General features: G+C 32.8%; 21 protein-coding genes. 8 read left to right on the top strand and 13 right to left on the bottom strand.

Going from position 1 to position 25,046, the window contains the following annotated elements; genetic code table 11:
• A partial coding sequence (locus tag CBP76_RS06295; RefSeq protein WP_166667207.1) for a transposase domain-containing protein occupies positions 1 to 209 on the top strand: 209 nt, incomplete at its 5' end.
• 52 nt (positions 210 to 261) lie between these two features.
• Positions 262 to 723: an HAD-IIB family hydrolase gene (locus tag CBP76_RS06290; protein WP_342746074.1), complete on the top strand. Its 462-nt coding sequence runs from the start codon at positions 262 to 264 to the stop codon at positions 721 to 723.
• Positions 724 to 760: 37 nt separating this feature from the next.
• Here the strand turns inward: CBP76_RS06290 and CBP76_RS06285 are convergent, their stop codons facing one another.
• The 6 genes from CBP76_RS06285 to CBP76_RS06260 form a co-directional block, all read right to left on the bottom strand.
• Entirely contained in the window at positions 761 to 1,405 is a 645-nt protein-coding gene (locus tag CBP76_RS06285) for an endonuclease III domain-containing protein (protein WP_102196097.1), read from the bottom strand.
• A complete protein-coding gene (locus CBP76_RS06280) occupies positions 1,406 to 2,029 on the bottom strand; it encodes a DnaD domain protein (RefSeq protein WP_102196096.1) in 624 nt (207 codons plus the stop codon).
• 69 nt (positions 2,030 to 2,098) lie between these two features.
• Entirely contained in the window at positions 2,099 to 2,578 is a 480-nt protein-coding gene (locus CBP76_RS06275; protein WP_102196095.1) for a hypothetical protein, read from the bottom strand.
• Between the two features lie 47 nt (positions 2,579 to 2,625).
• Positions 2,626 to 5,445, bottom strand: coding sequence for a helicase C-terminal domain-containing protein (locus CBP76_RS06270; RefSeq protein ID WP_245865644.1), 2,820 nt, complete (start codon positions 5,443 to 5,445; stop codon positions 2,626 to 2,628).
• A 10-nt stretch (positions 5,446 to 5,455) separates the two neighbouring features.
• The gene (gene addA, locus CBP76_RS06265; RefSeq protein ID WP_102196093.1) at positions 5,456 to 9,121 is read right to left on the bottom strand and encodes a helicase-exonuclease AddAB subunit AddA; all 3,666 of its coding nucleotides are present in this window, start codon (positions 9,119 to 9,121) and stop codon (positions 5,456 to 5,458) included.
• On the bottom strand, positions 9,114 to 12,629 hold the full coding sequence (locus CBP76_RS06260) for a PD-(D/E)XK nuclease family protein (protein ID WP_102196092.1): 3,516 nt from the start codon (positions 12,627 to 12,629) through the stop codon (positions 9,114 to 9,116). Before CBP76_RS06260 ends, addA begins: the two co-directional genes overlap by 8 nt.
• 103 nt (positions 12,630 to 12,732) lie before the next feature.
• Between CBP76_RS06260 and mvk the strand changes: the two genes are divergently transcribed.
• From mvk to fni, 4 genes are read left to right on the top strand one after another with little or no spacing between them, the layout of a single operon-like run.
• Complete coding sequence (gene mvk, locus CBP76_RS06255; protein WP_102196091.1) at positions 12,733 to 13,683, top strand: mevalonate kinase; 951 nt, start codon at positions 12,733 to 12,735, stop codon at positions 13,681 to 13,683.
• Positions 13,676 to 14,641 carry a diphosphomevalonate decarboxylase gene (gene mvaD, locus CBP76_RS06250; RefSeq protein WP_102196090.1) on the top strand — a complete coding sequence of 322 codons (966 nt, stop codon included), beginning with the start codon at positions 13,676 to 13,678 and terminating at the stop codon, positions 14,639 to 14,641. Before mvk ends, mvaD begins: the two co-directional genes overlap by 8 nt.
• Before the next feature lie 24 nt (positions 14,642 to 14,665).
• The gene (locus tag CBP76_RS06245; protein ID WP_166667206.1) at positions 14,666 to 15,745 is read left to right on the top strand and encodes a phosphomevalonate kinase; all 1,080 of its coding nucleotides are present in this window, start codon (positions 14,666 to 14,668) and stop codon (positions 15,743 to 15,745) included.
• Positions 15,738 to 16,781, top strand: coding sequence for a type 2 isopentenyl-diphosphate Delta-isomerase (gene fni, locus CBP76_RS06240; RefSeq protein ID WP_102196088.1), 1,044 nt, complete (start codon positions 15,738 to 15,740; stop codon positions 16,779 to 16,781). The genes CBP76_RS06245 and fni overlap by 8 nt, the downstream gene beginning before the upstream one ends.
• Here the strand turns inward: fni and CBP76_RS06235 are convergent.
• The 3 genes from CBP76_RS06235 to CBP76_RS06225 form a co-directional block, all read right to left on the bottom strand.
• Positions 16,778 to 18,130 (bottom strand): RsmF rRNA methyltransferase first C-terminal domain-containing protein, encoded by a 1,353-nt coding sequence (locus tag CBP76_RS06235; protein WP_102196087.1) that lies wholly within the window; start codon positions 18,128 to 18,130, stop codon positions 16,778 to 16,780. The genes fni and CBP76_RS06235 overlap by 4 nt on opposite strands.
• Before the next feature lie 4 nt (positions 18,131 to 18,134).
• Positions 18,135 to 19,109, bottom strand: a complete 975-nt coding sequence (locus CBP76_RS06230) for a hypothetical protein (RefSeq protein WP_102196086.1) — start codon at positions 19,107 to 19,109, stop codon at positions 18,135 to 18,137.
• Positions 19,110 to 19,267: 158 nt separating this feature from the next.
• On the bottom strand, positions 19,268 to 20,029 hold the full coding sequence (locus CBP76_RS06225; RefSeq protein WP_102196085.1) for a hypothetical protein: 762 nt from the start codon (positions 20,027 to 20,029) through the stop codon (positions 19,268 to 19,270).
• A gap of 213 nt (positions 20,030 to 20,242) precedes the next feature.
• Between CBP76_RS06225 and lepB the strand changes: the two genes are divergently transcribed.
• Entirely contained in the window at positions 20,243 to 20,911 is a 669-nt protein-coding gene (lepB, locus tag CBP76_RS06220; RefSeq protein ID WP_102196084.1) for a signal peptidase I, read from the top strand.
• A gap of 32 nt (positions 20,912 to 20,943) precedes the next feature.
• The gene (locus CBP76_RS06215) at positions 20,944 to 21,129 is read left to right on the top strand and encodes an LBP_cg2779 family protein (protein ID WP_102196083.1); all 186 of its coding nucleotides are present in this window, start codon (positions 20,944 to 20,946) and stop codon (positions 21,127 to 21,129) included.
• A gap of 114 nt (positions 21,130 to 21,243) precedes the next feature.
• Here the strand turns inward: CBP76_RS06215 and CBP76_RS06210 are convergent, their stop codons facing one another.
• The 4 genes from CBP76_RS06210 to CBP76_RS06195 all read right to left on the bottom strand — a co-directional run.
• Positions 21,244 to 21,825 (bottom strand): substrate-binding domain-containing protein, encoded by a 582-nt coding sequence (locus CBP76_RS06210; protein ID WP_102196082.1) that lies wholly within the window; start codon positions 21,823 to 21,825, stop codon positions 21,244 to 21,246.
• A gap of 193 nt (positions 21,826 to 22,018) precedes the next feature.
• Complete coding sequence (locus CBP76_RS06205) at positions 22,019 to 23,215, bottom strand: DUF2075 domain-containing protein (protein WP_102196081.1); 1,197 nt, start codon at positions 23,213 to 23,215, stop codon at positions 22,019 to 22,021.
• Between the two features lie 33 nt (positions 23,216 to 23,248).
• Positions 23,249 to 23,473 (bottom strand): 2-hydroxymuconate tautomerase, encoded by a 225-nt coding sequence (locus CBP76_RS06200; RefSeq protein ID WP_425430298.1) that lies wholly within the window; start codon positions 23,471 to 23,473, stop codon positions 23,249 to 23,251.
• Positions 23,474 to 24,225: 752 nt separating this feature from the next.
• The coding region (locus tag CBP76_RS06195; protein WP_174683320.1) for a peptidoglycan-binding protein at positions 24,226 to 25,046 on the bottom strand (821 nt) is incomplete at its 5' end.

Genomic DNA, 25,046 nt, shown 5'->3' with positions numbered 1-25,046 from the left:
AAAAGCCAAGTCAATTTGTGATGACGCTGATCGAATCAGCGAAGGCCAATAGAATTAATCCGGCTGAGTATTTAACATTTTTATTAAAAAATATCTCACAGCTTCCAACATTCTTGAAACCAGAGGAACTAGAAGCCTATTTACCGTGGAACTTTAAATCATCACGATTGAAAACGACTAACGAAGATAATCAAAAAATCGCCGCATAAATGAACACACAAAATCATCCGCATTCTCAAATGAGAGTACGGATGATTTTTTATTTTTCAATACGGTCAGTTATTAGGTGCTTACCTTATTGATACAAATGGAACTACTTATGCAACTTATAAAGAATGGATGGAGAATGGATCACAATCAGAAATAGTTAAAATTTTAATGCACGTTGATATTTCTAAAATGGAATCAACTGAAAAACTGTTACACTACACATTTGATAAGAACTATTTTGTAGTAAAAACTGGCAATGAATATTTAGAAATCTTTCCTAAAGATATAAACAAAGGACAAAGTGTAAAGAGATTAGCAGATTATCTAAAAATAGATTTACAACAGGTCATGGCCATTGGGGATATGGATAATGATATTTCAATGATTAAACTAGCAGGTATGGGTGTTGCAATGGAAAATGCTCAACCTAGGGTCAAGGATATTGCCGATTATATTACCAAAGATAATAATCATAGCGGTGTCGGTTTGGCAATTGAAAAATTTGCTTTATAAAAAAGATAGACTCTCTAAATTCGGGAGTCTATCTTTTTTATGCTTCGTTAGCACAATTTAATTTATCACATTCAATAATTAATTGATTTGTCTCTTTAGAAGGGTCAAGTTTCATAGAGTACTTCCGTCCATACTCAATCATTGTATGATGAGCCCTATGTAACTCTTCAGGTGGCATTACACTAACTATTTTGTTTTCAACTTGCAAAGGACTGGCTGTTTGTTCAACAAAGTGTAATCGTTTAGAAATAGCTGATACATGTGTATCAACCGCAAAGGTTGGTTGATCGAAAACATCACTCAAAACTACATTCGCAGTTTTTCTTCCTGCACCTGGTAATGCCATAATCCCCTTTCGTGTTTCAGGGACAACATCGTTTAGTTCTTTATGGACAATTCCAGCCGTTTTAATGATATTTTTGGCTTTATTATGAAATAATCCGACGCTTTTGATTATGTCTTCAACATCATTTATATCAGCATTCATCAAATCCTTAGGTTCGGGGTATTTTCCAAAAAGGATCGGCGTAACTTTATTAACAGAGACATCTGTCGCCTGTGCGCTTAAAATAACTGATATTAAGTATTGAAATGGAGTTCTTCCATCCAATGAAGGACCGACTGGTCCAATTTCTTCTTCCATCTGGTGAATTGCCCAGACAATTTGTTCATCTTTTAACATCTAATATCCCAGCTTCTTTCGGCGATCTTGGAGTTGTTCCGCTGACTTAATATTACTCTTTTCCCAGCTAATTAAAATACGATCCATATATTTCAACGAATAGGCCTGATTTAAAACAGCCTCACGCAAAGATAGATCAATTAATTCAATACTGTAATGATCATCTTCAATCCATTGATGAATTTGTTCCTGTTCAATTGGTGACAGTGGACGACCAAACTCAACTTCAACCTTTTTAAAAAGTTCTTCCGTTTCTGACATCAATTTATTCTGTTGACTAGAACGACTATCTTGATCCAATAGATTTTTGATACGATGGTAAATTGGTGTCAGAGAATAAATATCTCTTTGTTGATGATGATCCATAACTGTTTTTAACTCAATGATTCCTAACTTGATCATACCTTGAATAATTTCATAAATACTGGCTTCATCCATACCAGTATCACTAGCTAGGTCCTTTGCCATCGGGAAAGTATTGCCCTTTTGAGCGTACATTAGCAGTGCTAAATAAACAATCAAATCCTTTTCAGTCATTCCTAAACGATGATAATTTTTTAAAATAATGTTGCTAATACTAGTATTTCCACCATTAATAAAAACATTAAATAATTCGTCATTCATATTGATTACTCCAGTGAATAAAAAAAGCCCGAGAAATTATTGGTCTCGACTTTTTTTAAGAAAAAATTTTTAAATATTGTTAATAATTTGAACACTTTTGCCGGTTCTAAAATCAACTAAATTATAGCCAATGCTACCGTTCTTTTTTTGGAAGGTAACCTCCCAAGTGGGTTTACTCTTATATAGACCCAGATTGATATGTAAGATCTTTTTGGCATTGTATCTTTGAGCGACACCATCGATCACACTTTGTCGAATTGGGGCATTATTTTTGTTGATAATATCCGTTTTACCACTTTTAGCATTAATAATTATGTAGCGGTACTTCTGACCCTTAGTCAAACCACCAACGGCATAATATTGTTTTTGCCGAGTATAATTGCCAAAATAATCTGGTTGAACAATTCCGGCCTTCTCCTTGGCAATATCATTAGCCTGTGACTTAGCACTTGAATAGGGTGCAAAAGAAAGATTCAAATAAGTTAACGCCGAAACTATTGCTAATGCAATTAGAGAAATGGTTAATAAAATTTTTGTGCTTCTATTCATAATACGTCCTTTTTTTAACTAACAAAAATAGTATAGCAATAATTTAACTAATTCAAAAACTCATTTATATCTTTTTTAATCAAATCCATATCTTCATTGATAACTGGTAAACCTTTTGGTAAAGAATCCAAAATTGTTTTACCATAACTTTTAGTCAAAATACGATTATCTAATAAAAGAATTACTCCACGATCATTTGGAGTTCTAATGAGTCGACCTAAACCTTGACGTAATTGTAAAATGGCATTTGGTAAAGAGTCCACTTTGAAGACGTTCATATCCTGTTGCTTTAGAATATCTTGCTTAATTCTAACATCTGGTTGTTCAGGAGATTCAAAGGGAATCCTTGTCACAATTAGGATTTCAAGAACTTTTTTAGGAAAATCGACCCCTTCCCAAAAAGAATTTGCACCTAAAAGAACCGAACGTTGACCGATAGCAAAACGTTTCTTTATCTTTTCATTAGATCCAGTAACGCCCTGTGCCAGGATTTCCCATTTTTCCTTAACATCGGTATCCATCAAACGTTCATAGACCTTACTTAAAGTATTTAAAGAATTAAATAAAATCATCGTTTGATGATCTAAATTATCTAATACGTCAACGATATATGATGTTACCATATCGAAATATTGATCACTAGTTAAGCTTTGAATATCTGGAAGATTAGCTGGTAAATAAATTTTACTATTTTTAGAAATACTATTGGCATCTGGCAAAATAACCATCTGATTAATCTGATTTTGATTCAATTGAGTATCCAGAATAAAATGAGAGAAATCCTTTTGAATAGTTATTGCTGCTCCAATAGCAAAAATCTGACTAAAACGATCAGTAGTTTCTTCAATCAAAGTTTGAATATCATATTGCCGCCAGCTTAATTTAAGAGTTTTAGGATCATAATAATCACGCATATCAATCTGAATACCAAACTTATTATTGGTCGTTTGTAAGGCCTGCAATAGTTCGTCCAAATTCTTGACAACCGTAGCTAGCTTACTATTTTCTATTGTTAAATTAGAAATAACTCTAGACAATTCAACAGAGATGAAGTTTTTTTGAAAGTTATATTGATCAAATAAAGTTTCTACTCGATTTGAAATCAAAGACAACTCTACAATTAAATCTGATAATAATTCTAGTAATAAATTATTATTTTTACCAAATTCATTGCTACTGTCCAAGATTGAGATAAAGTTCTCACGGTCTTTGAAATGAATCTTATTTTTGACATAATGACCAAAAATATTATATTCCAAGCGTTCCATCAATTCGTCAACTGCTTGAAAGTGCGTTTCCATCCCTTGAAGATCTTGATAATTCCAAAGCTGTGTTGTTACCTCAGTGAAAGCATATCTTAAAGTAACTCGATTTTGATACAAAATGTCACTAATTTTTTTAACATATTCATTCAATTGTAAAAAATCAATCGTAGGTGAACTGGCATCTCTAAGGCTGCTTGCAAAATGATTGGCCTCATCAACTACCAGATAAGAATTTCCACCCCAATATGGACTATCCAAATGTCTAGATAGAAATGATTGATTAGTAACTAAAATCTTTGACTCCAAATATCTATTTTGCTGATATAACCAAAAATCATCATTACTAAAGATAGTATTTTCTTTTGGTTCACCACGATGTCTAATAATACTAAAAATGGGACTATTATAATTCGTCAAATGTAATTCACTTAAATCACCTGTGGTAGTCATTGTCAGCCAAACAATAATTTTCATTTTTAAAATAGCTGTATGACTGTGTAAACGGTAATTGTCTAGGGCCTCGTAGAATCTATCCAAATCAATGAAATTATAACTACTCTTTACTACCTCAGCATGAAAATTATTACCTGTAACTTGGTTTAATAAAGGGATAGATTGTTCAACTATTTGCTGCTGTAAAACTTTCGTTGTTGTCGCAATAACTAATTTTTGATCATTATTGACCAAATATGACAATGGCAGTAAATAGCCTAAGGTTTTACCCGCCCCTGTGGGAGCCTCGATCAAATTCCATTTTTTTGTTTTATCTCGATGCTGGCTAGTTTTATAGATGTTATCCATCAGTTGTGACTGATTGACCCGATAATCAAGGACACCATCCAATAATTTTTTCTTAGCTTCACGAGACATCGGATATTTAGTTGAATGATCGATTTGTTCACTCACGTGATAATCTTTTTTGCGTAAGACTAGGCCGTTACGTTCGTATAAATAAGCCGGTAGAACCTCTGTCCTTGATTTCTTTTCACGTTCATCGAGAATTGTTTTAAAAACCAGATCTGTTTCTCGAAGGGTATTCTTACCAAACTTTGCTAACAAACGTAATGTTTCTAATGGTAATTGTTGAATCCTTTTTAAAATAATCAAAAATAATTCTGCTGTTACATGTGCATCACTATTTGCACTATGCGGATTTTTATGAACGATGCTCAAATAATGCGTTAGATCTTGTAGTTTATAACTGCTTATAGTTGGAAAGAGAATCTGCGATAATTCAACAGTATCGATAGCTTTGACATTAAGTTGATTCATTCCGATACGTTTAAGTTCACGATTTAAAAAGGTCAAATCAAAATTCACATTATGTGCAATAAAAACTCGATTTTTTAAAAGTTTAAAAATATCAGGTGCAACTTCTTCAAATGTTGGTGAATCTTTAACATCTTTATCACTTAGACCTGTTAAGGCCGTGATTCTATTAGGAATTGGTACCTTGGGATTGATCTTTTGATCATAAATATGTGTAATTTCACCATTTTCGATAAGGGCACAGCCGAATTGAATTATACGCCCGTTGTCATGCCAATTTGAATTGGTAGTCTCTAAATCAACAACAGCGTAAGAGTTTTTCAAATCTTTCACCTCTCACCTTTTATTTTTCTTGTAAATCAATTGCTTCGTTGATTTTCAAAAAATAAAGATATTTACCCACTACGGGTTTATTTTTAATCGCAGAAATAGCCTCTGCATATAAATTGACTTGTCCAGAATACTTAGAAATTAATTCTGCTTTATTTTCGGCTGTAACATGATCAGTTTTGTAGTCAAAAATAATTATTCCATGTTCCAATTCAATCACACCATCAATAATACCATGAACCAAGATTTTATCGTTAACAGAATAGTCTTTAGTGACCTTTTTAAATAGTTTTTCTGCGGGCATTAAAACTGAGCACGTGTATTCACGGCTTACATTTTCATGATTATTGACAATTATTTGACCAAGATTGCTTTGATAAAGTTTTGTCAAACCCTCTAAATCAATTTTTTCAGCCAATTCAGGAGTCAATAATTTTTCGTTAACCATTTGCTCAATTAATTCTTTAAAATTATTTTCTTCAGGGGTTTTATCAATTGCAATTTTCTGTAGAACTAAATGCGTTGCGCTACCTATTTCAGCATTTGTAATTTTATTGGTTTTAGTTAAAAATTGTGGCTTAGGAAAAGATCCCAGATTATAACGAGATGTATCTTCTAGTAAATCCTCCGCCATCTGTTCATCATCGGGATCAGCAAACAACCCTTTGATTTCTGAAACAGATTGATAAGCGGTTGTGTTTACCGACTCCTGGTATCTATATTCCATATCTAAAATATCATTAACAGATTCTTTGAACAGATTATTGACTGATTCATTATTTCTGGCATTGATAGATTTTTTATTAGTATCAATATTGACCGCTTCAGCTGGTAGAATTTCAAATCTTAGTTGACAATCTTTGTTGTACGCTACTCTGTTTTTAGTAAAATCACCGTCTTGATCAATACCCGACATAGTACTAATCCCCACAAGATCCTGGAAGGTATTAGCTTTTAACCTAGTAGTTTCATCAATTAATCCTTCTTGAGGAACATCCCGCCACAATTTCAAAAGATCATCTTGAGATTTGGCGTAACCAAACATAATCAGTTTCTGTTTGGCCCTTGTTAGAACAACATACAAAAGTCTCATTTCTTCAGAAAAAGTAGCTATTTTCTTTTTCTGACTAATAATTCCTCTTTGTATAGTTTTATATTGCAAGCGTGTTTCATTATTCTTGACCGTTATTCCGATTCCATTATCGTCAAAAACAGTTTGGCTGATCACATCTTGCATATTAAAATGCTTAGCCATATCTAAATAGATAACAATTGGAAATTCAAGTCCTTTTGATGCGTGGACAGTCATTACCCTGACAGTATCATCATTAGCTTCTATACTGTTTGGTTGAGATAAATCTTTATCAAGATCTTGCATATGCTTAATAAATCCAATAAATTGATGTAAACCTTTAAAGTTATTTTCTTCGTAAGCATCAGCTCGTTGATACAAAGCATGTAAATTGGCAGCTCTTTGTTTACCACCTGGCATACCTGATACATATTCTAATAAACCAGTTTCTTGATATATTTTCCAAATTAAACGTGCAATACTATTTTTATTAGCAAAATCTCGATACGTTTCTAATTGAGCTAAAAACGCTTTGAGTTGTTTCTGAAGTTCTTTATCCTTGTTTTCACTAACAATATATTTTTGTAAGGCCGTATAGTATGAATTATGTTTATCAATCAATCTAATTTGAGCTAATTGTTCTTCATTTAACCGAATAATAGGTGAACGTAACACTGCAACTAAAGGAATATCTTGATACGGATTATCAACAATGTTTAACATCGACATCATAATTTGTAATTCTGTTGTTTGGAAGTAATTCTGAGCATCTGTAACCATTACTGGAATATTAACTTTGGAAAAATTAGAAATAATATCCGTATTATTCTCTTTGGTTCTGGAAATGATTGCAATATCAGAATATTTTAATCTTCTGATCTGTTTTTGTGAATCTTTAATTTTACTATCATAAATTTTAAAACCACTGGCTATTAATTCTTGAATCCGTTGTGCAGCAGCATTAATTAAAGTCTGCCGTTTGGTAATACTCTCATCATCATCTAAGTTAGAATCATCATTGACGCTTTCAGGAACAAAAATCGTCAGCTCATTTTGTTTATCAACATTGTCAGGAAAATCTGTCCCAGTAACTAATTGTGATTCGGCATCATAATCAATATCACCAATTTTTTTATCAAAAATTCTTGTGAAAATTTGATTAACAAAGTTATCAACTTCTTCAGAAGAGCGGAAGTTTTTGGACAATTTGATTAATTCATCATCATTGTCAGGATTTTGATAACGCTCATACTTTTCAGTAAACAAGCTTGGTTTGGCTTGGCGGAAACCATAAATAGACTGCTTGATATCGCCAACCATAAACAAATAATTATTATCAGAATGCAAAAGATTAACAATACTTTCTTGCATGGCATTGGTGTCTTGATACTCGTCAATCATTAATTCATGAAACTTATTCTGATAGTACTCTTGGGCAATTTTCCGACCATCAACATCTCCCTGTAGGATCGCCACAGTTAAATGTTCTAGATCATTAAAATCAACAACGTGTCGATTTAATTTTAATTCATTAAAGTGTTCCATGAACTTTCGTTCAACTTTTACTAATTCGCTGATTAATGTTTGAGCCTCAATCAAAGCTTCATTTACTTCAGATTCTGATTTAACAAAATAAGAATTATATAAACTCTTACATTGACTCTTAAAATTATCACGTAGTTTCTCAACTTGATTGGCAATTGTTTTATCAGGATCTTCATCTTTGGATAATTTAGCTTTTCGAGACTTTATCTTGAAATCACCAATGAATTCACGAATCTTATCATAACTATTTACGGCTAATGATTGTTCAAATTCAGACCAAACTTGTTTCACTTCTTGTAATTGATCTAAAAAAACACTAGCCCCTAAATCCATGCTTGCTAAATCGATAGCTTTATCAATCGATTGAAGCATTTCCGAAATTTGTTGTTTTATTTGAGGTAAGAATTTGTTTTTATAAAAGGTTGATTCTGTAAAACTATCATTAAATTGATATGGTTTTACCAAGGAATCCAACCATTCATTGGTATTAGCATTAGTAATAGCAAAATCATACAGCTTAAAGACCACATCTTTTAAACCATCATCTGAACGATCATCCGAAAAATTATCAGTTAATTGTAAAAAACCACCATCGGGATAATCATAGAAGTCATTTCTAATATCATCATATGCCTGTTCTTGTAAAATCGATTTTTCGGTTTCATCACTCAATAATCTAAAATTGGGATCTAAATCAATTACATAATAGAATTTTTTAATAACACTCAAACAAAAAGCATGCAAGGTACTGATATTAGCCATAGGAATTTTAAAAATCTGTTTTTGAAGATGTTTTTTTAACTCAGGATCATTTTCTTCATTTACAGCATCTTTTAGTTTACTTAGTAAGCGATCTTTCATTTCTGCAGCGGCTGCTTCGGTAAAAGTGGCAACTAAAAGATTATCAATGTTCTCACGACCATTCGGACCGTTTCCTTTAAGTTCCTTGAGAATCCTTTCAATTAGAATGGTCGTTTTTCCTGAACCTGCGGCAGCTGATACTAAAATATTATGATTGCGATGATCAATCGCTTTTAACTGATCTTTTGTCCATTCAGGCATTTTGTCCTCCCTCCTGATTAATTTCCTTATCAATCATTTTAATGACCATTGCTTTACCATATTCAGTAATATCATGATATTCATTACTTTTGAGCATTGCATCAAATTCAAAAATAGGACGATAATCACTATATTGCAAACCAGTTATTTTCTTATATCGGTATGGATTAAGTTTAAGTTTTCCAGAATAGATTGTTTCACCAGCTTCAATAATTTTTTTCTGATTATATTTAAGGATGTCATTTAGTTCTTCTTCAGAGACAATATCATTTCTAAAGTTGGCTACTGGAGAAACCTTAGAGAATTTTCCGGCCTTAGTTCGAGCTTCTGTATCAAAGTTCTCCAATAAATCAGAATCATCCAACAAAATTCCTTCCAGCTTATATTTACTGAGAAGTTTCTTTCTTAATTGGTCTTCTTGCATGTTCTTCTCTAAATTCAAAAATGGATTGCTAATATGTTCATAAACAGCCGCTCCAAGTTTAGGCTCAACTCCATTGACGTCAAATAAATCCAAGCTGTTATCTAGAGCTTGCAAATATGTTGGCATTTGCATTGTCAATCCTTCTAAAAATTGATTGTAGTCAAATATTCTTGAACTAGATTTATAATCAATGATTGTCAAAAATGCTTTTTCATCGTCCAAAAGCATCTCATCAATTCGATCTATTTTTCCCCTAACATTAATTAAATGTCCATCTGTTAACGGATAGGATAGTCTTGGTATATCTTCTTTGCCTTCAAATCTACCAAATTTAACCTCAGACTTTTTCGGAACAAAATTACTTCGCGTTCCTTGAACTGCCATATTTTTGATCAATTGGACCAAAGTACTTTTAATTTTTGATGAAATATAACGCATCCGGCTAGAAGCATCAAAAATCATATTAATTGGATCTTGCAATTGCTGATTGAACAATTCGTCTACAATTATTTTAATCTCTTCATCCTTGCCAGCATAATCTTTAAAACTTGTTCCCTCGCCATTCATTTTTTTAACCATTCCATCCAAAACAGCATGGAAAATCGATCCCGTTTGAGCTGGAGTTATTTCAAAAAGCTGACGTGGAAATAAGCGTAATCCATAGCGTAAAAAGTATTCGTATTGATTCATATAAAAAGTTTCAAGCTGTGAAATAGAAACATTAATATTCTTTCCATATAAATCAGCAACAGTTTCCGGATTCAAATCATGCGGTATATTGTCATAGTTTAATGATGTCAACGCTAAATTAGTTTCTTGTGGCTTTTCCTTGATTAATTGGTTCTTGATATATTCCCAACCATTTGGAATTTTTTCGTTTTTATCCAGTCCCGAACGCATAACGCGAATTAAATAATTCAAAGTTGCCGCTTTAGAACTGACATATTCTAAAATATCATTGGCTTCAACATCATCACTGGCAGGATTGGCCAGCTTGTCTTGAATAGCCAAATCAAAGTAATCAACAATCCTTTTAACATAACTTGAGAGTTCTTGCTGTTTGCCGTCTTCAGAGAGATTAGGATAAGTAAAAATCAACTTATCTGATCCAGTTGTAAAAATTAAATCATGTAAAAACGGTTCAGCATTGTTAACCACTTCATCAGATTCAGGTAAATACTTACCATCGTTTAAATTATCATTTAAATAACCTCGTTCATCATCCGTTACCAAGTTATTTGATACAGTAGCACCTGGCATATTACTAGATGTAGCACCTAAAATGATAGTTATTTTACGATTATTGGGTTGAATCATACCAATTTCAGAAATACTTACCGCATCTAGAGTTGAAGGAATTTGAGAATATGTGGCATTTTCAAAAGCAGCATCCAATATACTAATAAAATCTTCAGCTTTAAATTTTTCGTCACCAAATATTGATATGTACTCATCAAGGATTTGATTAAAAAGATTTATAATCTGTTCAGGCTGATTTGCCAAAGTCAAATTATTATCTTCGGTAGCTTGCTTTTGCCATCTTAGTAAAACATCGAAAACATGCTTTTCAGTTAGAAAGCTATACAAAAAACTGACACTATCAATCGAATTGCTTTTTTCGTCCCAAAATCTTTTTAATTGAGAATATACGTTCTTTACATAATTTTTAATAAGATTGATTTGTTCAAATTCATTTATCTTGATCTGATCCACTTCAGGGTCTAATTTAACCATAGGTTTAAATTCTCCACCTAACCAAGATCTTTGACCTATTCCATGAGCTAAAGCATAGTTTTCAGTTAAGTCTACAGCTTGTCTAAATCCAATAATATCGTCTTTAAATTCATCCGGTATCAATAATTCTGTCCTCAACAAACTGATTACATCGTCTTCTTGCATACCATTCTTTAGAGCAAATAATAAATCTATTAGTCTCTTAAAGGGATGATTTGCCATTTTCTTTTGTAGATCAATAAAATAAGGTATTTCATTATTCTCCATAAATGACTCAATAAATGAACTGTACTCCGATAAATTTCTAGAAACTATTAAAAAGTCTTTATAGCGATAATTCTGGCGGGCAACCATTCTCCGAATATATCCGCCAACAGCTGAGACCTCAGTTTGCTTATCAGTACTTTTCCAAACTTGAACTGTACTTTGATCGTTTAAATGTCCCTTTGAATTTTTGGGTATTTTGCCTTCATTACTTTGAATCCAATAATCTTCAATCTTGATTAAATCGTTGTTGATTCTAAGATCTTTGGCAAAATAATTCTTAGACGGTAATTTTTGACTATTAGCAAAATCAAGTAATTGTTGATACGTTTTTGCTGGTCGGTAATAAAAATCAGTTGCATCCGTTGAGTCAAGTGAATTATTTTCTAAAACTAAAGACAAAATCAAATCATTACTATTGATTATCATTGATTTAACCAAATTCATTTCTGTAGCGGTAAAAGTTGAGAATCCTTCAATATAAAAATGATAATGAGACGTATCAGGTTTTTCATTTAGAAACTGTGCTAAGGCATCTAATTGAACATCATTAGTATTATAATTTTGAATTGCATTCAGATAACTGCTATAAATTAGGTTTAAATCTTTTATTTTATCGGCAAAAACATCATTATCACTTTGTAGAACATTTTCAATATCATCAGGTTGAACCTGTCCATCAATAAACTCTTGAAATTGTGTAATCATCTGATCGATAAAGCCGGGTTTATCGATCATGTGCTTAAAAACCTTCAATTCATTTTGCTGATTCGTTACAATATTTTTCAGTATCATAGCAGCTTTAGTTTGAGTTAAGGTTTCTAAATTATAATCCTTACTATCACGCAAAAAATACCAAGCCAAACGTGAAAACGAAAATGTTTGAACGTTATGCGTGGCAATGAGTTTTTTATCATTAGTATTAAAATGCTTAAGAATATTTACTTCTGATTCAAATTTAATATGATTTGGTACCAAAAAGAAAAATTGTCCATTCGGATCTTTTTGGTAATCCTGATCGAACAATGTCATCACTTCTTTATGATGATCCAATTGGTTTTTACCTAATACAAAATTTAATGTCATTTTTCTTCACCCGCCCAAAATTCTATCATAGTTAGTAGTTATAAAGTGGAAATCATCTTAATAGATGTATAAAATAGAGTCTTAGAGAAATTGAGGTGAGCATGTGCTTAAAGGAATCGGAAAAAGTCACGGGAAAACTATTATTATGGGAGAACATGCGGTAGTTTATGGCTACCCTGCTTTTGCAATCCCTTTGCTTAGTACACCTGTCATCGTTAAAATAAAACAGAGCCAAGATAGTTTATTAATTTCCAAGTACTATGCTGGAAGAATCGAAGAAATACCTGAATCATTATCAGGCGTAAAATATTTAATTAATCTTTTAGATAAAAAGCTTAATCTTCAACACATCCTATATACAATTAGCATCGATAGTGGGTTACCTATTGAACGTGGAATGGGATCTTCCGCAGCAATCGCCGCAGCAATCACACGAGCTTTTTTTGATCTTTTCAAGGTCGAATTAGATCATCAAACATTATTAGATTATGTTAATAAATCGGAAACAGTTACTCATGGTAAAGCTAGTGGTTTGGATGCCTTGACGGTAAGCTCAGAATATCCTATCAAATTTGGTAAAAATGAAGCTCCTAAGCATTTTAGTTTTAATTCAGAGGGATTTATCGTAATTGGTGATTCAGGAGTCAAAGGAAGAACTAAAGAAACCGTTGCTGATGTAAAAAAAATGTATGATGAGAATCCTGACATGATAGGGTCTTATTTAAAACAACTTGGTGACTATGCTACTCAAGCAAGCGATTATTTAATTAAAGGTAATCTCAAACAATTAGGTTTAGTTTTTTCATTAGCTAATGAAATATTAACTAAATTGAACCTGGCTATTCCCAAAACAGATAAGCTTATTGAAGCCGCTAATCATGCTGGCTCATTGGGTAGCAAAATCACTGGTGGTGGCCGTGGAGGCTGTATTATCTGTTTAGCTCATAACTTGAAAAATGCTCAAATGATTCAAAAAGCTCTTATAAAAAATGGAGCCGAACAAACATGGATTCAACCTTTATCAATTTATGCGGAGGATTCTGATTTTGACTAAAACTGCTAGAGCTTACACAAATATTGCCTTAATAAAATATTGGGGTAAAAAAAACAAACAATTAAAACTGCCTTTTACTAATAGTTTGTCATTAACGTTGAATCTTTTTTATACTGACACAAGAGCAACCGTTATTGGTAACAACTCTGACGTAATCTATTTAAACGAAAAATTATTGGATGACAAGAAGAGCCAACGTATCCGTAACTATCTTGATACTGTGAGAGATTTTTATGGTTTTAGTGATCATTTTCAAATTGATACAGTTAATCATGTTCCTACCTCAGCAGGTTTTGCTTCTTCCGCTTCAGGATTTGCAGCATTAGCAGGAGCTATTAATGAGACCAAACAATTGAATCTTGATCGAAAACAATTATCAATTTTAGCTAGAAACGGCTCAGGCTCAGCTAGTCGATCAGTCTACGGCGGTTTTGTGGAATGGATTGCTGGCGAAGACAACGAGTCCTCTTTTGCCGTGCCTATTGACGAAACACCTACAATTGATTTAACGTTATTATCGGTTGTAATTAACAAACAAAGTAAAAAGATTTCTTCAACCGTTGGTATGGAAAATAGCGTAAAAAGCTCCCCTTTTTATCCAAACTGGGTTACACTAGTGGCTTCAGAGATTAAAGAAATTAAGCAAGCAATTGCTAAAAAAGATGTACAAAAAATTGGTGAAATTTCCGAACATAATGCAATGAGTATGCATGCATTGACTCTTTCGGCCAATCCTTCGTTTACATACTTTGAACCAGAGACCATTCAAATTATTCACCTTGTTCAAGAATTGCGTCAAAAAGGTATCTTTGCCTATGCTACAATTGATGCTGGTCCAAATGTCAAGATTTTATGTACGAAAGATTCTTTACCAAAGGTTCAAACATACATCGAACAACAACTATCAAATGTAACTACCGTCATTGCCGGCATCGGTTCAGGTATCCAATACATCTGATATAAATTGAAAGGTATGATATTTTTGTCTACAGGAAAAGCACCTGGAAAACTATATTTAGCTGGAGAATACGCTGTTGTGGAGACAGGTTTTCCTGCCGTATTAACATCAGTAAACAAATACGTTACTGTAACGGTTAATAAGTCGGAAAATGGCGGTACGATTCAGTCAAAGAATTTGAATAAAGAATTGATTCACTGGAATCGTCAAGGCACAGAGCTTGTCTTTGACGATTCTGAAAGTCAATTACAATATATTCTGGCAGCTATCAGTTTCGTTGAAAAATATGCTCTTGAACGAGACGTTAAACTAAATTATTACGATTTATTGGTAACAAGTGAATTAGATTCTCAAGATGGAAAGAAATATGGCTTGGGTTCTTCTGCCGCTGTTACAGTTGCAGTTGTAAAGACCCTAGGAGATTTTTATAATCTTGATTTGACTGCAATGGATATTTATAAAATCTCAGCCATTTCTCATTTATCAGTTCAAGGTAATGGCAGCTTGGGAGATATCGCTGCCAGTGCTTTTGGAGGAATAGTTGCCTATTATTCACCAGATCGTAATTGGATTTTTAATATGATCAGAAATCATAGTATCACTGAAATCCTATCGCTTGATTGGCCTCAATTAAAAATCCAAACATTACAATTACCAGAGGATCTTGAATTGACCGTTGGCTGGACAGGTTCACCTGCTTCAACCTCGATTCTAGTTGATCGAATTGCTCTGACTAAGGCTCAAAAGGTCGAAAAATATCAAAACTTTTTGAAATCAAGTCGGCTAAATGTTGAAAAACTAATTGACGGTTTTAAAACTAGTAATTCAGAATTAATCAAAGAGACTTTTAGTAAATATCGTAATTTATTGCTAGATTTGGCTGACTTTAGTGATGTTCATATTGAAACTGAATTACTTACTAAGCTCTGTGATATTGCCGAAAATCTTGGTGGTTCTGCTAAAACCTCTGGCGCTGGTGGTGGAGATTGCGGTATTGTTCTCAGCGATAAAACACTTGATATAAATGAACTTAAAAAAGAGTGGCGTCAAGTTGGCATTACCCCACTGACTTTAAAAATTGGAGAAATGATTGCCCATGCCTAAACAAGATCCACAAATTCAACGCAAGGTTGAACATCTCTTCTTAGCCGAAAAATTCTTTACTGATAAAGCATCCGCTGACTTTGATAAAGTTCGCCTTTTACATGATGCTTTACCTGAGTTAAGTCTTAAGGATATTGATCTTTCAACCAGCTTTCTTGGAAGAAAAATTTCAATGCCCATTTATTTTAATGCAATCACTGGAGGATCACGACAGTCAGCTCGTTTCAATTCTCAATTAGCTACGCTGGCTAAAGAATTGAATATTCCAGTTTCAAGTGGTTCTATGGGAGTTGCTTTACGCCTACCTGAAACTGAGACATCATTTAAGGTTCTCAGAGAAAATAATCCAAATGGTATCGTGATAAGTAACGTTTCTGCTAAGGCTAATGCAGAGCAGGCCAAGACAGCTGTCGATATGGTAAACGCTGATGCATTACAAATTCACTTGAACAATCTTCAAGAATTAGCAATGCCTGAGGGTGATAAAGAATTCTTTTGGCTTGATAATATAAAAGATATTGTTAAATCAATAAAAGTACCCGTCATAGTTAAAGAAGTTGGTTTTGGGATTTCTCAAAATAACTTAGCCGACCTTTACAACGTTGGAGTTAAATTTGTCGATATTTCTGGTTCAGGTGGAACAGACTTTGCTCAAATAGAAAGTGAACGTAACCATGAATTGGATTTAACTTATTTAGACCAATTGTCCTTGTCAACTGTCGAAGCCCTATTAGAATCAATTCCCTATCAGAAAAAAATGACCGTCCTTGCTTCTGGCGGAATTAGAACCCCAATGGACGTTATTAAGGCCATTCGTTTAGGTGCAAATGCTGTGGGAATGTCAGGTTTAGTTTTGCATCATTTGCAAAAAACTTCCCTCGAAGAAACAAAAATCTTCTTTGATCAATTCACTAAACAATTACAAATTATTATGGCCGCTATTGGTGCTAAAACAATTACTGATATAAAAAAAGCCCCCATCATTCTTGATGGCAGCTTAACTAATTATATAAAACAACGTAATATTAAACTTTAACGTCTTAATCCCTTTGGATAGACGTTTTTTATTTGTCTATTACTATAACGACCCCAACTGAAAAGTTTATTTTGATAAGATAACCCAATCCATTTATTATCAAAATCAGGTTGATCATTTAAAATAACTGATTCACCATGTAAATACCGTTCAAATTGTTGTTGGTTCAATTCATAAATCGTTTTTAATTCATCAGGTTTGAGTGCTAGTATCCAAGCGATATCGGGCTCAAACCTATTTTTTTTGAACTCTCCCAATTTTAAGCCGTTTCTTAAAATATGCAATCCCTTAAAACGATTGTCCAGGCTAGCGGCTTGATATAGAAAGTCACTAATTTTTAACCAGTTAATTTTTTCCAAACCAGTCAAATTTGCTTTAGAAAACTTCTGAACAAATCCAAAGTCCTCTTTTTTTAAACCGTCATTGATTTGACGTTCCTTATTTTCCTCGGGATCACCGTCTTTAATCAATTTACACATAAAATGCCCTTCACCGTTAAACTTATCAGGGAACATTCTTAAAGCCTTCACCAATTCAGGGTTATTATCACCCCACTCAGGCTTGGCATCTTCCATACCAGAATATTTTTTTACAGGCACTAGATGCATATCAGGATACTGTTTTAAAAACCAAGCGACATTTTGTTCATTCTCTTCAGGTGAAAAGGTACAAGTCGAATATACCATCGCTCCGCCCTTATTCAATAATTTATATGCAGAATCCAAAATATGGCGTTGGCGGTTAGCACATTGCTCAACATAATCCAAAGACCAATATTTGACTGACTCAGGATCCTTTCTAAACATTCCCTCTCCCGAACATGGCGCATCAATTAAAACCTTATCAAAAAAGTTATTAAATTTCTTTTCAAAGTCTTTAGGGGAATTGTTAGTAACAATGGTATTTTTAATTCCCATTCTTTCGATATTAGAGGATAAAACTCGCGCCCTCTTATCATTTATCTCATTACTTACTAGAAGCCCCTGTGAGTCCATTTTTGAAGCAATGTAGGTTGTTTTACTGCCTGGAGCAGCACAAAGATCTAAAACTTTATCATTTTCAGTTGGATTCAAAATTTCTGTAACATACATTGCACTGGGTTCTTGGCTATAAACATAACCGGACAAATGATCAATTGAATTACCATTAATATTTCCAAAGAAACCAATGGGACTATATTCAATCGGATTATCCAACGAATATGAAACATTTTTATAATCGGGCTTTAACGGGTTCAAACGAAAAGCTTCTTGACTATCATTTTCAATTGCTGAAAATAGTTTCTCAGCTCGTTCCCCCATCAGATCTCGATATTTTGTTTTAAAGTCTTCACTTAAATCGACTTTCATTCAATTACTCACTCCGTTTAACAAAGAATATTTGCGACAATCCAATTAAAATTGTGATAATAACTGAGATGGTCATAAACAAATTAAAGGTACTATGACTAATGATTACGATGCGCCATTTTACCACTGCAAAGGCGACCACGTACGGAACTAAAGTATAGATCAAGTAGCGAATCATTAATCCATTCCGATAGTTATTTTTTAAATCACCTGTCAAATTTGATCTAGATAAATCGTATTTTAGCGGTATCAAAATATAAAAATCAACTGCTACGATTAAGAAAAATAACAAAACAATTCCAACCAGATATAGTTCTCCATTATTGCTTGTTTCAACATTAGTAAAATCATCAGTTTGCGGTACGTATTTATGCGTTGATTTAACATGTAACACTCGTTTGATTTTATTGAGACTCTCACGATTGGAAACTGCTCTGCCATCTATTACAGTAGTGACCTGATTCAAATGATATTTAGATTTAGGTTGATTAGGCGACAAAGAGACCAAAGTCTGTGCGTTTAAGATATCTGCGCCGTCAAAACCAATATTTCCAATTACAGAAATATATCTATTATCTACCTTCAAGTAAGTTTGACTCTGAGGTTTGTAAGCTTTAAGATCAGATGTCTTCCCCTGTACAGCGAAGGGAATCTGTGATGTAAAGTCATCCAAAGAAAAATATCGACCTGTTGTTATTGGTAACTTATTGATCTTATTATGACTGTAAATATATCCGATATCACTATTTCTCTTTTCAAAGAAAATAATTTGATAACTAGCTATTTTTTTCTTGTTGTTTAAATCTTTAACAGCTGTAACCAAATTTTTCTTTGATTTTGTTTGTAGTACGATAGCATCGTCGCTCATACCTAAACGGTTCATTGTATTGTTATATTTGATGGAATCACTTTTCGAAATAGCGACTCCGGTTAGAAGTACTACTAGGAAAATAACAATACTTGAAATTATCTTTTTCATAAAAAATCACCTATAAATTTGTCTTACTGCTATCTCATTTTACACTAAACAACAACCAAGACTGAAACAAATTTGAATTTATAAAATAAATAAAAAATAATTTTCCTTAAATTAAAATGTGTTATCAATTAAACTAATAATTGATAACACATTTTGCCTTATTTAACTAGATATAGTTGATCATGAACTAAATCATAATGGGAATATGATTGATTAATTTTTTCAATTCTAGGATCGTCAATCAACTCAGCTGCATCCCAAAATTCCTTACTATTAGTAGCACCATACTTTTCACCAATGATTAAAAAATTAACATTCATTTGACGAATCTTTTTCAAAATCTTTAAATCGATATCCTCACGATCAGGACTCCAAGCCAAAATAACATTGTCCACATGAGAGCCATATTTCTCTAAGGCTGAGAGTGCGTCTAAGGATTCAATAGATGTCATTTTGAGATTACCGGTCTGATTATATTTGGCCCAACTCAAATCATCGGTACAATACGTATCTACACCAAGATCTCTTAATCCCTTAGAAAGATAACCATTACCAGCCATTAACTCCAAAAAGCTTTGTTTTGGAAATTCCTCAACCAATGAAGCAACAAAATCTTGAGTAATTGTGGCCCAATACCCAAATCGAGTTTGCAGATAACTTCTAAAGTCTCCCAAATTGCGATCAAATTTTTCCAAATGAGCTGACATAGTTTGAAATTCAATTTCATTCAATTGAATATTCTGTTCCATAAAAGCAGTTATCTCTTTTTCACTTAATTGGATTTGTGGAAAGTGATATTTAGGCAATTCATTATTAGATAGCACTTCACAAACACGTTCCATAAATTTAATTCGAGCATTAAAAACCATTCCATTTGGCAAATTATTAGTATCCATTCTTAATCCATCTATATAATTCATACTCTTCTCCCAGAAAACTACCGATATATTTATGTCTATTTCGAGAATCATATTACTAGAATTATTAAAAAACATAAAGTTATACACCTTGTCTGCCTTATAATAGCCCGTTATTTAACATTCTGTTAAATTTTGATGATGAAAATAATACAATCATTTCCAATAATTTCGAAAAAGTGTAATATCTTAGTTAGAACATGTACGAGGTGAAATATGGCAGAAAATAACAAAAGACGACAGCCTCAAAAAGAAGAAAGCGGCTGGCAGTTTTGGTTACAAACAATTGCCCTAACCATTGCTATCTACGCAGTTTTCTTTTTAGGGTTCAAGTTTGTGCTATCAAATGATAAAGTTTCAGGACCTTCAATGCAGCCGACCTTTGAAAATGGGGATAAGGTCATAGCTACGAGACATTCTAACCTTTCTCGTGGCGATGTAATTGTTTTGAAGGCTCCAGATGAGCCTGGATCATTTTATATTAAGAGAATCATTGGTCTACCGGGAGACACAGTAGTTTCTAAGAATAATAAGATTTATGTTAACGGCAAACTATTCAAAGAGGATTTCCTCAAGGCAGGCGATAAAGTAAAAGAACCAGATACTAGTCTTTACGCGGGTAAACCTTACAGCTATACGTATAATTTCACTTTGAGTACTTTAGCTAAGAACTCTCCTGAATGGCAAAGTCGCTATGGAGCCAACAGCTCTTTATTAAGTAAAGTCAAAAAGACTAATAAAGTTCCTGCTGGAACTTACTTTGTAATGGGAGATCATAGAACAGTTTCCAAGGACAGTCGTATAATTGGATTCATCAATAAGAACAGTATTATTGGTGAGGTCAAGTGGCGTTACTGGCCATTGAACAGATGGGCAATCTTTTAGAAAGTTTTAGATAACTTATTGGAGGTATTTTTATGGATAAACCAAATATTGCTGAAATGATAATTCAGTACGAAAAAACTAAAGATATGACAGATACACAGTTTGCTTTTGAAAGTCATTTATCAGTGGAACGTGTTCATAATTTAAAATCAGGTGACTATGAACCCACCGCAGAAGAAACAAAGACTGTTTTGGAATATATTAAACTACATCAATAAAGCAATATTTGTAGTTTACCCTGGTGGCTATAACCTATTGGTTATAGCTTTTTTATTTCGAAAAATAGAAAAATGCACATAGCCTATGGGAAATAAAGGCCATGCGCATTTTTGTTATCTGCTGGTTGATCTTTTAATATATTCCACAGGGATTACGGTCGATGACTTAACTGGACTATTATCAATTGCAGCTAATAACAATCTAGCTGTCATTTGTCCCATGTTTTCAGGTTCTTGAGAAATGGATGAAATACCGGGATTTGTTAACTCACTAATATAACTATTATCATAACCTATTAATTGAAAATCTTTGGGGCTCTCCAGACCATGTTTTCGTGCATTTTCAAGTAAACAAGATGCATGAATGTCATTGGCAGCTATAATACCATCAAAATCATTGAATTGATTCAATAATTTAACAGAATCAAGTTGAGCAGTCTCATAAGTAAAATCACTAACTTCAAAAAGCTTATACTGAATATTCCGTTCATTCAAAAAACTAGTTGCACCATCAAGTCTTTCCTTTAGATTCAAAAACTGATATGCCCCATGTTCAATAATAATTTTTTTTGCGCCTCCATCAACCAATGCTTTAGCTGCTAACTGTCCACCACGAAAATTATCACTATTGACCCTTATTTGATTATCATTAATTAAACCACTATCAAATAATACTAGTGGTACATGTACACTCATAGGATCTTCAAAATTAGTTGAAATAATACCGCCTATATTATTCTGAACAAAGTTAGTAATAGTTTGATTATACTTAATTATTATTTAAAAATAGTAATTAAATCATTTTTTATAAAGAAATACAGATTTAATTACTATGTTCTAGTTTTTGATTACATTGTACACAACTTGTTTTAATTATTGTTATGTAACCTTATTTTCCTTTAATCAAATAATCATAAATTCTTTGATCATGGAAATAAACAAAACAACCTTTGATTCCCCTTTTAAGCAATACATTCATCGAATTAAGAATAATTTTTTCTTTAGAAAGCTCCAAATTAGAAATATCATTTTCATGTCTATTTTTGAAGGCTTCCCTATCTTCATATTTAGTTAAATCAACAGCAATTTTACCATTACCTGCATATTTAATTGATGGTCCTATAATGATTGCCACATAATTTAAATCAAAACCTTGAACAGTATAAATTGACCCAATTTCATTGATAGTCTCCGGCTTTTGTGCCCAAGTAACGTTTGAATAATTATATTGATCCCAAGGTAAATGGAACTCACCTTCATTAACAAAGTGTTTCTTTCCATCTAATGTTGAAGGATAATCTGCTGTTGATACGATTCTTGATTCTCCGTATTTAGTATTCATTAATTTTAATTGCTGATACATCGATTCAGCATCTTGATAAATACGAAAATCATATGATTCCCTATTTGTTAAATATCCTTTTGACCCTTGCTCTACAGATCCTAATACCAATCTTTCCGTTAAATCATCAATCCATTTAATTATATTAGACGGGGCTTGCATTCTCATTTGTGTCTTTAAAGTTGCATGATCATAATTTACTCGTTGTTTTTGAATAATATTATTCAAAAACTTCTGAGACCAATAACTTTTTAACTTCAAAACTTGTCTTTCGTCAAAAACTAAAATCACAACACGACTCAATTTGATAATTTCTTCCAATTGATTCTTTTGTATAAAATTATTATAGTTATCACTTTCACTTAATAATAAATGAGCCTCGTCAATAACAACAATATCGGCTTTCTTTTGATTCTTATTTAATCTATTAATAAAAGTTGTTGGTCGTAGAAAACGATTCTTTCGTAATTCCGAAAATTGAACAGCGTTCTCTTGATAAACCTTTAATAATTCCGGATGATTCACTAAAAAATAATTATCGGTTTGGTTATCCTTAGCCATTTTCTCAATTTCCAAAAACAGTTTGGTCAAAATAACACTTTTACCAGTTCCAGCATCTCCATTCAATTGAAAGACCGCTTTTTGATTTTTAATTAAATTCTTTTCACTAAAGTTCAGTATTTGATTAAAAATGATTTGTTGTTCTTTAGTTAACTCTTTGTCTGGAAAAACCGATTCTAACATTAAAACATCTCCAATAAAAAAAGCCTTGCGGCTTTAGTCTTCATCACTTTTTAAAATTCCACCAACGGCATAGTGTTCTTTTTCCATTTCATTTAAAACTACATGAACATGTTCTGCTGGTGCACCGGTGTTTTTAACAATAGCATCGGTAACATCTTTGACCATGCCTCGAAGTTGTTCTTCAGATCTTCCTGCAATTAAATCGATATGTACTAATGGCATAATATTTCTCCTATTATTAATGCATGGTTTCAACATGCATTTTCTTTATAAATAGTTCTAAATTAACGTTTATGTCAATTAATCAGAGTTAATCTAACTCTTTTACTTTACCAGACTTTTACAAATTAACAAAGTTTCGTACGGTCGAATTGATCATACTTAGTAGATTCCGGTCTCGATTATCTCAATTAAATTGTAAAATAAAAGGTAAAAAGGTTATCTTATAACTGAGTGAAGTACCCTAAAAATTGGGAATCTGATTCAAATCGCGTTGGTGAGACTTATTTCTAAGAATCGTACCTTAATTGGTATATTTTTTTGATTGGTATAAAAAATCGTATCAGTAGATTAATCTACTGACACGATAAGTTTTGTCCTCAAGTGCTTTACTTAAACACCTAAAATCCATATCCTCCAGATAACATATATATTTAACCTTTACTAAATAATAGCTAAAATATATTCGCCCTTACCGTCATCCTTTGAAAAACTCAGCCCGGTTCCCAATGGCCCAAGGTTATCGATCCCTTCAAAGCTCAAATCTTCTATAGACGAGTAAAACAATATTAATTCCGCTTTGAATATCCTTTTATAACCGCCATTTATAACAAATAGCTATTATTAGTGTTGAAACAATTAAGATTACATAATCCAAATTTTGTTCTAAAAAACCAAACATAAAGTAAACAATTGTAAGACCTAAAACGAAGATACAATCTATATAAATCAAACCAATCTTTGTATCGTCCTTATTTTTGACATGACTACTTTTATTAAAATGTTTTCTATTATGCAAAGACACGCTTTACACCGACAATAGTTCCACGGTTACCATATATTGAATGCACTTGAACAGCATATGGCCATGATTCAATCATTGTATTTGCATCTAATAAAATACCTACATGCCAAACAACTCCAGTTGATGGATCAGCGAAGAAAATCAAATCTCCACGTTGACGGTCATTAAAGCTAACTTGTGGAATTCTTGCATCAGCCCAGTAGTCACGACTATTCCATTCATGACCTGGTTGGGCATGTTGAATATTAGAAATTGGCGAGGAATCGATACCTGATGCATAAAGTGCTTGTGTGACTAATCCAGAACAATCAACACCATATTCAGGTGAACTAGCCGCTCCAGAAATCCATGGTTGGCCTAGGTATTTGTAAGCCTGATTAATCATTGCCTCAATATGGTCAGAACGTGTACTTGTGATACTCGTTTGCAATGGTGCAACGTATGAATCAATTCCATACCATGAACTTTCGACAAATCCCATTGCTTCCCAAGTTTTTAAATCAACTATTCCAGTAACTGGTAATCCTTTGCGTGATTGCAATGCTCTAACACTGGCTGCTACAGAACCATCATAAATTGTATGGGCATTAGAATAACCAAAATACTTTCTAACTAGATAAGTTTTGATACCCTCAACACCGTTATATAGGTCATAACCTACCGCACCGCCTGAAGGTTGGATTTGAGTATTTTGAATTTGTAGCCAACCATTTGGATTTTGATAAGCAGGTGTTGTAGTAGCATCATTACTGTTTAACCAAGTATTTGTTGCTATTTGATAGTAAGTTAAACCGTAAGCACCTAATA

This window comes from Companilactobacillus nuruki (assembly GCF_002872255.1).
In the GTDB taxonomy this organism is placed as follows: domain Bacteria; phylum Bacillota; class Bacilli; order Lactobacillales; family Lactobacillaceae; genus Companilactobacillus; species Companilactobacillus nuruki.
The sequence above is the reverse complement of the archived record's forward strand: the minus strand, read 5'-3'. Positions and strand labels throughout refer to the sequence as shown.

What these genes read in the sequence shown, in the direction of transcription:
- CBP76_RS06260 (WP_102196092.1), bottom strand. Translation starts at nt 12,629, where the DNA reads ATGACATTAAATTTTGTATTAGGTAAAAACCAATTGGATCATCATAAA.
- CBP76_RS06200 (WP_425430298.1), bottom strand. Translation starts at nt 23,473, where the DNA reads ATGTTGAAACCATGCATTAATAATAGGAGAAATATTATGCCATTAGTA.
- CBP76_RS06230 (WP_102196086.1), bottom strand. Translation starts at nt 19,109, where the DNA reads ATGAAAAAGATAATTTCAAGTATTGTTATTTTCCTAGTAGTACTTCTA.
- CBP76_RS06280 (WP_102196096.1), bottom strand. Translation starts at nt 2,029, where the DNA reads ATGAATGACGAATTATTTAATGTTTTTATTAATGGTGGAAATACTAGT.
- CBP76_RS06210 (WP_102196082.1), bottom strand. Translation starts at nt 21,825, where the DNA reads ATGAGTGTACATGTACCACTAGTATTATTTGATAGTGGTTTAATTAAT.
- CBP76_RS06235 (WP_102196087.1), bottom strand. Translation starts at nt 18,130, where the DNA reads ATGAAAGTCGATTTAAGTGAAGACTTTAAAACAAAATATCGAGATCTG.
- CBP76_RS06215 (WP_102196083.1), top strand. Translation starts at nt 20,944, where the DNA reads ATGGATAAACCAAATATTGCTGAAATGATAATTCAGTACGAAAAAACT.
- lepB (WP_102196084.1), top strand. Translation starts at nt 20,243, where the DNA reads ATGGCAGAAAATAACAAAAGACGACAGCCTCAAAAAGAAGAAAGCGGC.
- CBP76_RS06275 (WP_102196095.1), bottom strand. Translation starts at nt 2,578, where the DNA reads ATGAATAGAAGCACAAAAATTTTATTAACCATTTCTCTAATTGCATTA.
- CBP76_RS06285 (WP_102196097.1), bottom strand. Translation starts at nt 1,405, where the DNA reads ATGTTAAAAGATGAACAAATTGTCTGGGCAATTCACCAGATGGAAGAA.
- fni (WP_102196088.1), top strand. Translation starts at nt 15,738, where the DNA reads ATGCCTAAACAAGATCCACAAATTCAACGCAAGGTTGAACATCTCTTC.
- addA (WP_102196093.1), bottom strand. Translation starts at nt 9,121, where the DNA reads ATGCCTGAATGGACAAAAGATCAGTTAAAAGCGATTGATCATCGCAAT.
- CBP76_RS06225 (WP_102196085.1), bottom strand. Translation starts at nt 20,029, where the DNA reads ATGAATTATATAGATGGATTAAGAATGGATACTAATAATTTGCCAAAT.
- CBP76_RS06205 (WP_102196081.1), bottom strand. Translation starts at nt 23,215, where the DNA reads ATGTTAGAATCGGTTTTTCCAGACAAAGAGTTAACTAAAGAACAACAA.